Consider the following 7,042-nt stretch of genomic DNA (forward strand, 5'->3'; position numbering starts at 1 on the left):
GCCGGCGGGCCGCAGGAGATCGACAGCGCACCCTGGTCGGCCGGGCCGACCATGCGGCGGTTGAGCCCGAACAGGTTGCGGCCCAGGTCGTGCGCGGCCGGCGCGGTGTTCGGCGCCAGCGGGCGTGCGGCCCACTCGGCGGCGTCCACCAGCACTTCCAGGGTGCCGGCCTCGCCGTCCAGGCGCACGATGTCGCCTTCGCGCACCCGCGCCAGGGGGCCGCCGCGCGCCGCTTCCGGGGTCACGTGGATGGCCGCGGGGAACTTGCCGGAGGCGCCGGACAGGCGTCCGTCGGTGACCAGCGCCACGCGCCGGCCCTGGTTCTGCAGCAGGCCCAGCAGCGGCGCCAGCGAATGCAGTTCCGGCATGCCGTTGGCCTGCGGGCCCTGGTAGCGCAGCACCACCACGAAGTCGTGCGGCAGCGCGCCGGCGGCGTGCAGCTTGTTCAGCGCCTGCGGCGCGTCGATCACCACGGCCGGCGCTTCGATGCTGCGGAACTGCGGCTTCACTGCCGACAGCTTGATCAGCGAGCGGCCGAGGTTGCCGCGCAGCAGGCGCAGGCCGCCCTGCGCCTCGAACGGGTTGGACGCCGGGCGTACCACGGCCTCGTCGGCGCTCTTGGCCGGGCTCGGCACGTAGGCCAGCTTGCCGTCCTGCACGCAGGGTTCGTCGCCGTAGGCGCGCATGCCGCCCGGCACGATGGTGGCCAGGTCGTCGTGCATCAGCCCGGCGTCCATCAGCTCGCGGAACACGAAGCCGATACCGCCGGCGGCGGCGAAGTGGTTCACGTCGGCCTCGCCGTTCGGGTACACCCGCGCCAGCAGCGGCACCAGCTGCGACAGCGCGTCCAGGTCGTCCCAGGTCAGCACGATGCCGGCCGCGCGCGCCACTGCCAGCCAGTGGATGGTGTGGTTGGTGGAGCCGCCGGTGGCCATCAGCGCGACCACCGCGTTGACGATGGCGCGCTCGTCGATCAAGCGGCCCAGCGGACGGAAGTCGTTGCCCAGGGCGGTGATGCGCAGCGCGCGCTCGGTCGCCTGCTGGGTCAGCGCCTCGCGCAGCGGGGTGCCGGGGTTGACGAAGGAGGCGCCGGGCAACTGCACGCCCATCGCTTCCAGCAGAACCTGGTTGGAGTTGGCGGTGCCGTAGAAGGTGCAGGTGCCGGGGGCGTGATAGGACGCCGATTCGGCGGCCAGCAGCTCCTCGCGGGTGGCCTGGCCGGCGGCGTAGCGCTCGCGCACCTCGGCCTTCTGCTTGTTGGGGATGCCCGGTGTCATCGGCCCGGCCGGCACGAACACCGCCGGCAGGTGGCCGAAGGCCAGCGCGCCGATCAGCAGGCCCGGCACGATCTTGTCGCACACGCCCAAGTACAGGCTGGTGTCGAACATGTCGTGGCTGAGGCCGATCGCGGTGGCCTGGGCGATCACGTCGCGCGAGAACAGCGACAGCTCCATGCCCGGCCGGCCCTGGGTCACGCCGTCGCACATCGCCGGCACGCCGCCGGCCACCTGCGCGGTGGCGCCGAGCGCGCGCGCGGTGCTGCGGATGATCTCCGGGTAGTGCTCGAACGGCTGGGGCGCCGAGAGCATGTCGTTGTACGCGGTGATGATGCCGAGGTTGGGGGTGATCCCGCCTTCCAGCCGGCTCTTGTCGGTGGGGCCGCAGGCGGCGAAGCCGTGGGCGAGGTTGCCGCAGCTCAGGCGGCTGCGGAACGGACCGTCGCGCAGCGCGGCGTCGATGCCGGCCAGGTAGGCGCGCCGCGACGGCGCACTGCGCTGGCGGATGCGTTCGGTGATCGCGTGGAGGGTCGGATGCAGGCTCATTGGCGGACGTGGCTATGAAGGGGGGAATCGGGAAACGGGAAACGGGAATCGAAAGAGCGGGAAGCGGAAGAGCGGGAATCGGTAAGGGGAATCGGAAGAGCGGAAAAGCGTCAGCGCGCAGCCGTTGCCAATCCCCAATCCCGACTCCCCAATCCCCGCCTCACTCGCACCAATGCACGCGCAAGCGCGCACCAGGCGTGTCGAAGGCGACGCGGATCGGGTACTCGTGCGGATCGGTGCCGGCCAGCGCGCGCTCCAGCACTTCCAGCTTCTGCTTGCCGCGCAACAGCAGCATGCGTTGGCCGATCGGCGCCAGGCCGGCCGGGGTCAGGGTGATGCGCAGCGGCCAGGTGTTGGCGCCGGGGCAGCCGGTGGCGTCGAGCGTGGCGTAGGGCAGCGGGTTGGCCAGGGCCTTGTTCAGGTCGGTGGCGCCCGGGAACAGCGAGGCGGTGTGGCCGTCGCCGCCCATGCCCAGCACCGCCATGCACGGGGCCGGGGCGTGCTGCGCGTGCAGGTTGGCCGCGTGCACGCAGTCCTGCAGCGGCTTGCCGACCCGCACCAGCGGCTCGAAGCGCGCCTCTTCGGCGCGGTCGAGCAGACTGTGCCGGACCAGGTAGGCGTTGCTGTCGCTGTCCTGCGGCGACAGCCAGCGCTCGTCGACCAGGCCGACCTCCAGCTTGGACCAGTCCAGCGGCAACTCGGCCAGCGCCTGGTACACCGGCGCCGGGGTGGTGCCGCCGGACAGCAGCAGGCGTGCGCCGCCGCGGTGCTGGATTTCCTCGCGCAGCGCGGTGCCGATCTCGGCCGCCGCCGCGTCGATCCATTCGTCCGGATCGTCGTAGCGGATCAGCGTGATGCGGTCGGACAGCGTGGGGCTCATGCAATGGCTCCTGGGGATTGCCGCGCGGCGTCCACCGCGTAGGCGGCGGCGCCGAGCAGGCCGGGACGGGGGTGGATCACCGCCAGCGACGGCACCCGCGCCATGATCGACGAAAACCGGCCCTTGTGCTCGAAGCGCTGGCGGAACCCGGAATGCTGGATCGCGTCGAGCATCTTCGGCACCAGCCCGCCGGTCAGGAACACGCCGTCCCAGGCGCCCTGCATCAGCACCAGGTCACCGGCGATGGCGCCGAACACGGCGCAGAACACGTCCACCGTGCGCATCGCCCGGTAGTCGCCCTGCGCGGCGCGCGCGGTGATGTCCTCCGGCTGCAGCGGGCCCGGATCGTCGCCGGCGATCTCGCTGAGCGCGCGGTGGATGTTGACCAGGCCGGGGCCGCAGATCAGGCGCTCGTTGGAGACGCGGCCGAACTGCTGCGAGAGCAGTTCCAGGATGCGGATCTCCTCCGGCGTACCCGGCGGGAAGCTGACGTGGCCGCCCTCGGTCTCCAGCGGGAAGCAGCGCCCGCCGCGCATCAGCAGGCCGCCCACGCCCAGGCCGGTGCCGGGGCCGATCACCCCGTAGTTGCGCGGCACCTCGACCGGCGACGGGGTCCAGCTGGCGCCGCCGACCTGGACCACGTCCTGCGGCCGCAGCAGGCTGATCGCCATCGCCTGCGCGGCGAAGTCGTTGATCAGGTGCAGTTCGTCGAAGCCGAGCATGGCGCGGGTGCGCGCCCGCGAGATCACCCACGGGTGGTTGGTGATGCGTGCCTCGTCGCCGTCGACGCGGCCGGCGACCGCGAAGGTGCCGCTGCGCGCGTCCACCCCGGTCTGTTCCAGGTAGTGGCGGGCGGCGTCGCCCAGCGACGGGAATTCCACCACCGAGTAGGTCTGGGTGCTGTCGTCGAGCAGCGGCACCGAAGCGTCGAGATCGGCGAGGGCGAAACGGGCATTGGTGCCGCCGATGTCGGCGACCAGCACCGGGCGCTGCGGCGCGCTCATTGCGCGACCTTCGGCGCGGCGCCGGACTGGTCGCAGGAGACGTAGGCCTGCGCTTCCTGCGGGCCCCAGCTGCCGGCCGGGTAGGGCAGCAGCGGCAGGTGCGCCTGCGCCCAGGCGGCGCTGACGCTGTCGATCCAGGCCCAGGCGGCGCGGACTTCGTCGTCGCGCACGAACAGCGCATGGTTGCCGTTGAGCGCGTCGAGCATCAGCCGCTCGTAGGCGATGCGGCGGTGCAGGCCGGTGGGCACCGACAGCTCCAGTTCCAGCGGCTGCAGTTCCAGCGCGCCCCATTCCGGGCCGGCCAGGCTGCTCATCAGCCCCAGTTCGATGTTCTCCTGCGGCTGCAGCTGGAAGGTCAGCCGGTTCGGCGCCACCTGCTGCGCGGCCGGGCGCTCGAACAGCCAGTGGGTGACCGGCTTGAGCGTGACCACCACGCGGGTGGAGCGCTCGGCCAGGCGCTTGCCGGTGCACAGCCGGAACGGCACCCCGGCCCAGCGCCAGTTGTCGATGTAGGCGGTGACTGCGGCGAAGGTCTCCACGTCGCTGCCTTCCGGCGGCTGGTAGGCCTGCGCCGGCTGGCCGTTGATGGTGCCGGCGGTGTAGCGCCCGCGCACGCTGTCGCGGGCGGCATGCTCGGCGCTGAGCGGACGCAGCGCGCGCAGCACCTTGACCTTCTCGTCGCGGATGCGGTCGGCTTCCAGCGACGCCGGCGGCTCCATCGCCACCAGGCACAGCAACTGCAGGATATGGCTCTGCACCATGTCGCGCAGCGCGCCGGAGCGCGCGTAGTAGGCGTCGCGGCCGTCCACGCCCTCGCTCTCGGCGACCAGGATGTCCACCGACTCGATGTAGTTGCGGTTCCACACCGCTTCCAGCAGCGTGTTGCCGAAGCGCAGCGCGATCAGGTTCTGCACCGCGGCCTTGCCCAGGTAGTGGTCCAGGCGGAACACGCGGTCCTCGTCGATCAGCGCGCCGATCGCCTGCACGATCTCGCGGGCGCTGTCCGAGTCGTGGCCGATCGGCTTCTCCAGCATCAGACGGTGCGGTGCGGCCAGGGCGCCGCCCAGGGCCAGGCCCTGGCAGGTGCTGATGTACAGCCCCGGCGGGATCGCCAGGTAGCTCACGCAGCGGCGTGCGGTCAGGTCGCGCACCGCGGCGGCCACCGATTCGGCATCGCGCAGGTCCACCGAGCGGTAGTCGATGCGCGCCAGCAGCGCCTGCACGATCGATTCGCCGATCTGCGGCATCGCCGCCTGCAGGCGCGGCTTGAGGATCTCGTGGAACTTGGCGGTGTCGTGCGGCGACAGCGCCAGTGCGCGGATGCGGAAGTCTTCCGGCAGGAAGCCGTCGTCGAGCATGCGCAGCAGCGAGGGGAACAGGTAGCGCTGGGCCAGATCGCCGGTGGCGCCGAACAACAGGAAGGTATCGTGCATCGACCGGGTTTCGGTTTCGGGTGACATGGTGTCGATCACCTGGGGGCTAGGAGTGACGTGGCGTGGGAAAGCGAACGGCGGCGACGGCCTGTATCCGGCCGGTTCGGGCGAGGGCGTGACGCGGGAGGGCCGCCAGGCGGGAACGCACGATCCAGGAGATGAATACGACTGCCAGACCTCTGAGCATACCTCTCCAATGCCTCATGCTGCAGGTCGGTCGTCATCCGGCAGGATGACGGCGGCGCGCCGGAGCGGCGGCTGGCGGATCGCATTGCATGCCCTCCCAGGCTCGATGTTGCCCCGTGAAAACGGTTACATGGCAGAATACCGCATCGCGATCCATTGTTGCCTGCGCGCGGGCATGATGCGACCCGAATTCGTATGCACTGCCCTCGGGAGGGACCGGCGGCAGCCCGTTCCTCACTGCCGGAAACCGGATACATGGCGAAAGTACAACTGGACAACATCCGCAAGGTCTACGACAACGGCCAGGTCGCCGTGCACGGGGCCAGCTTCGAAGTGGCCGACGGCGAACTGATGGTGCTGGTCGGGCCCTCGGGCTGCGGCAAGTCCACGCTGCTGCGCATGATCGCCGGCCTGGAAGAGATCAGCGGCGGCGAGCTGCGCATCGGCGAGCGCGTGGTCAACGAGGTGGCGCCGAAGGACCGCGACATCGCCATGGTGTTCCAGAGCTATGCGCTGTACCCGCACATGACCGTGGCCGAGAACCTGGCGTTCGGGCTCAAGCTGCGCGGCGAGAGCAAGGAGGTCATCCGCCAGCGCGTGGCCGCCGCCGCCGACACCCTGGGCCTGACCCCGATGCTGCACAAGCTGCCGCGCGCCATGTCCGGCGGCCAGCGCCAGCGCGTGGCGCTGGGTCGCGCACTGGTGCGCGAGCCGGCGGTGTTTCTGCTCGACGAGCCGCTGTCCAACCTGGACGCCAAGCTGCGCCACTCGGTGCGCACCGAGATCGCGCAACTGCACCGCAAGCTCGGCACCACCATGATCTACGTCACCCACGACCAGGTCGAGGCGATGACCCTGGGCCAGCGCATCGTCGTGCTCAAGGACGGGCTGATCCAGCAGATCGACACGCCGATGGCGCTGTACGACCGCCCGGCCAACCTGTTCGTGGCCGGTTTCCTCGGCAGCCCGGCGATGAACGTGCTGCGCGGGCTGCTGGTGGAAGAGGGCGGCCTGCAGCTGCAGTTGCAGGACGGCGGGCGGGTGCCGCTGCCGGGTGCGCAGATCGCGCCGCAATGGCTGGGCCGGGAACTGGCGATCGGCGTGCGGCCGGAGCACCTGCAGCCCAGCGACGACGCGCAGGGCGGCTTCGAGGCCACCATTGAGGTGATCGAGCCGGTCGGCAACGAGATCTTCGTCAATCTCAGCCACGGCGCGCAGCCGCTGGTGATGCGGGTGGCGCCGCGCGCGCTGCCGGGCCTGGGCGAACGCCTGCGGGTGGCGGTGCGCGGCGACGCGCTGCACTTCTTCGATGCCGAGAGTGGGGGGCGCCTGGAGGCGCGGGAATCGGGAATCGGGAATCGGGAATCGCAATAGCAACAGCGAAAGCGCCGGCGCGCTCAGCGCGCCAGGCCGTCGATCAGGGGCTGCCAACGTGCGGGGTGGCCGTCGACGTCCAGTCCCGCCGGCGGCGCCTCCTCGAGCGGCAGCACCGCCAAGGCCAGGGTGCCGGCGACGCTGACCACGCTGCCGAACGGCTGACCGTCGCGCAGCACCGCTGCTTCGATGGCGACGGTCGCACCCACTTCCAGCAACTGCGCGGCGCGCTTGGCCTTGCCCAGGAAGTGGGTGCGGGCGACGATTTCCTGGCCGGGGTAGCAGCCTTTCTTGACGCTGAAGGCGTGCAGCCGGTCCAGGCCCAACTGTTGCGGCGTCCAC

At 71.1% G+C, this 7,042-nt stretch carries 5 protein-coding genes and 1 pseudogene; 1 reads left to right on the forward strand and 5 read right to left on the reverse strand.

Going from position 1 to position 7,042, the window contains the following annotated elements:
• The 4 genes from edd to zwf form a co-directional block, all read right to left on the reverse strand.
• A partial coding sequence (edd, locus tag D180_RS09270) for a phosphogluconate dehydratase (protein WP_017912572.1) occupies positions 1 to 1,823 on the reverse strand: 1,823 nt, incomplete at its 3' end.
• Positions 1,824 to 1,983: 160 nt separating this feature from the next.
• Entirely contained in the window at positions 1,984 to 2,703 is a 720-nt protein-coding gene (gene pgl / locus D180_RS09275; protein ID WP_017912573.1) for a 6-phosphogluconolactonase, read from the reverse strand.
• Positions 2,700 to 3,707 (reverse strand): glucokinase, encoded by a 1,008-nt coding sequence (gene glk / locus D180_RS09280; protein ID WP_017909678.1) that lies wholly within the window; start codon positions 3,705 to 3,707, stop codon positions 2,700 to 2,702. The genes pgl and glk overlap by 4 nt, the downstream gene beginning before the upstream one ends.
• Positions 3,704 to 5,167 (reverse strand): glucose-6-phosphate dehydrogenase, encoded by a 1,464-nt coding sequence (gene zwf / locus D180_RS09285; protein ID WP_039727862.1) that lies wholly within the window; start codon positions 5,165 to 5,167, stop codon positions 3,704 to 3,706. The genes glk and zwf overlap by 4 nt, the downstream gene beginning before the upstream one ends.
• 414 nt (positions 5,168 to 5,581) lie before the next feature.
• Between zwf and ugpC the strand changes: the two genes are divergently transcribed.
• Positions 5,582 to 6,700 carry a sn-glycerol-3-phosphate ABC transporter ATP-binding protein UgpC gene (gene ugpC / locus D180_RS09290; protein WP_017912574.1) on the forward strand — a complete coding sequence of 373 codons (1,119 nt, stop codon included), beginning with the start codon at positions 5,582 to 5,584 and terminating at the stop codon, positions 6,698 to 6,700.
• A gap of 23 nt (positions 6,701 to 6,723) precedes the next feature.
• Here the strand turns inward: ugpC and D180_RS09295 are convergent.
• Positions 6,724 to 7,042: pseudogene (locus tag D180_RS09295) on the reverse strand (folate-binding protein); the annotation flags it as partial.

The sequence above is a fragment of the Xanthomonas sp. SHU 166 genome, from assembly GCF_000364685.1.
GTDB classification, from domain to species: Bacteria; Pseudomonadota; Gammaproteobacteria; order Xanthomonadales; family Xanthomonadaceae; genus Xanthomonas_A; species Xanthomonas_A sontii.

What these genes read in the sequence shown, in the direction of transcription:
- glk (WP_017909678.1), bottom strand. Translation starts at nt 3,707, where the DNA reads ATGAGCGCGCCGCAGCGCCCGGTGCTGGTCGCCGACATCGGCGGCACC.
- ugpC (WP_017912574.1), top strand. Translation starts at nt 5,582, where the DNA reads ATGGCGAAAGTACAACTGGACAACATCCGCAAGGTCTACGACAACGGC.
- zwf (WP_039727862.1), bottom strand. Translation starts at nt 5,167, where the DNA reads ATGTCACCCGAAACCGAAACCCGGTCGATGCACGATACCTTCCTGTTG.
- pgl (WP_017912573.1), bottom strand. Translation starts at nt 2,703, where the DNA reads ATGAGCCCCACGCTGTCCGACCGCATCACGCTGATCCGCTACGACGAT.